Here is a 2,001-nt window from a genome sequence, read left to right on the forward strand (position 1 = left end):
CGCACGAACGTGTGCATATATCTCCCAGAATCATAAATGTAGCTGTACCGTTCCCCCAGCATTCTGCCATATTGGGGCAGCGCGCATCTTCACAAACCGTATTCAAATCATGCTCTTTCACTATACTCTTGGTGTTGGTGTAGCCCTCACCTGAAGGGAGGCGAACCTTGAGCCAGTCCGGTCTGGGAGTTTTGATTCGTTCATCAATATTCAGTGTTAATGCTGACATTCAGATACCTGTCAATGGATCAAAATCGGAAAGTATTGAAGCTACCCTCTCGAGAAATTTTGCGCCGTCGGCGCCGTCCACAGCCCGATGGTCGAACCCGATACTCAGATACATTATCGGCCGGATAGTTATGGCGTCGTTTACCACTACAGGCTGTTTTTCAATCGCCCCCACAGCGAGAATGGCGACTTGAGGCTGATTTATTATGGGGAATCCTGCCATGCTCCCGAATACACCCATATTTGTAACTGAAAACGTTCCCCCTTGAACATCATCGGGCAGAAGTTTTTTGTCTCTCGCCTTTGTGGAGAGATCATTCACCTCGCGGGCGGTCTCGAGCAAGTCAAGTTTATCGGCGTTCCGAACAACAGGAACTATCAGACCTTTATCCAAGGCGACAGCCACTCCCACATTAATAGACTTCTTCAATATGATATTATCGCCGTCCACCGAGGCATTCAAATATGGAAATTCCTTCAACGCTCGCGCTATCGCGCGCACGATAAACGGAGTGAATGTGAGATTAAAATTTTCTTTTTTGAAAAATGATTTCTTCACACTTGTTCTAAAATCTACTATGCTCTTCATATCAACTTTTGAAAGCGCATAGACGTGAGGACTTGTTTTTACGCTTAGCACCATATGGTCAGCGATAGCTTTTCTCATCCTGTCCATAGGAATTATTTCATCATCATCCGACGATGTTGCAACCGCTGCGGGTTTTTCCTCTATGGATTGCACAGGTACTTCAATCACCTTTTCAGGCATTTCCACCTCGGTGACCTCTTCTTTCGCTTCAGCAGGAACCACTTCAATTTCAACTACAGGTTCTTCTCTCGCTGAGTCAAGATAGGTCAGCAGGTCGTTCTTCGTCACTCTTCCGCCCGCCCCCGTTCCTTTCACCTTATCCAAATCTTCAATGGCGATACCTTCTTTGCGAGCTATCGAACGAACTAGAGGCGAGTAAAACCGATCGCTCTTCCCCTCTTCACTCACGCTATCCTCAGGCGCGGCTTTTTCCGGTTCTTCAGTAGCAACAACTGCTGTTTCAACGGCTTCAGCAGAACTGCTTTCGTCGCCGGCGCTTACTTCCGATTCTGCCGCGCCGTCGCCTAACTCAGATTTCTCGGTGACTATCTCAGCTATCACGGTTCCAACTTCAACCGTTTCGCCATCCTGAACTAATATTTTCGAGAGGTATCCGGAATTCGGAGACGGAATTTCCGAGTCCACCTTATCAGTAGAGATTTCAAGAACGATTTCGTCCGCCTTAATTTCATCACCCGGCTTCTTGAGCCACGTGATGACCGTTGCCTCCGCAATCGATTCCCCTAATTTCGGCATGACCATCTCTATTTTCATCTGCAACAACCCTTTGATAAGTATTAGATTGATTTAAGTTAATTAATAGGAAATAAATTGCAAGAGATTACTAATTAGCATATTTCCCTCTTGCATTATGGATTAGCCGAATATATATTTTGGCGCTTATTCCTCGGTAGCTCAACTGGCAGAGCGGGTGGCTGTTAACCACTAGGTTGGGGGTTCAAGTCCCTCCCGAGGAGCATTAAGGGACTTTCAGGGATATTTTCCTTGGAAGTGTCTTTGATTTGTTGTTTTTCTTTCCTCGTAAGCGCCAATATATTAAAGGGCTTACGAAAATCAACTTTTATCTTTCCGTTCTTAAAAATGCAGTTCGAATACAGTAAATTGAGAAGTTTCCGTTGTTCAGCCGGTTCCTGCTGTAAGTAAAGGGAATAGGCAGGTTTAGC

Annotated in this window: 2 protein-coding genes and 1 tRNA gene; 1 reads left to right on the plus strand and 2 read right to left on the minus strand. The window is 45.7% G+C overall.

The window, feature by feature from the left end; translation table 11 throughout:
- Window positions 1-229 (minus strand): lipoyl synthase (locus IIB39_11390; protein ID MCH8929299.1); only part of this gene is annotated, 229 nt, incomplete at its 3' end.
- Window positions 230-1,591 carry a 2-oxo acid dehydrogenase subunit E2 gene (locus tag IIB39_11395; GenBank protein ID MCH8929300.1) on the minus strand — a complete coding sequence of 454 codons (1,362 nt, stop codon included), beginning with the start codon at window positions 1,589-1,591 and terminating at the stop codon, window positions 230-232. It lies immediately after the preceding gene.
- 130 nt (window positions 1,592-1,721) lie between these two features.
- Between IIB39_11395 and IIB39_11400 the strand changes: the two genes are divergently transcribed.
- Window positions 1,722-1,794 (plus strand) — tRNA-Asn (locus tag IIB39_11400).
- The last annotated feature ends 207 nt before the right edge of the window (window positions 1,795-2,001 follow it).

It is taken from the genome of Candidatus Neomarinimicrobiota bacterium (assembly GCA_022573815.1).
Taxonomy (GTDB): domain Bacteria; phylum Fidelibacterota; class SORT01; order SORT01; family SORT01; genus JACZTG01.

Coding starts and splice junctions, on each gene's coding strand:
- IIB39_11395 (MCH8929300.1), bottom strand. CDS start 1,591: ATGAAAATAGAGATGGTCATGCCGAAATTAGGGGAATCGATTGCGGAG.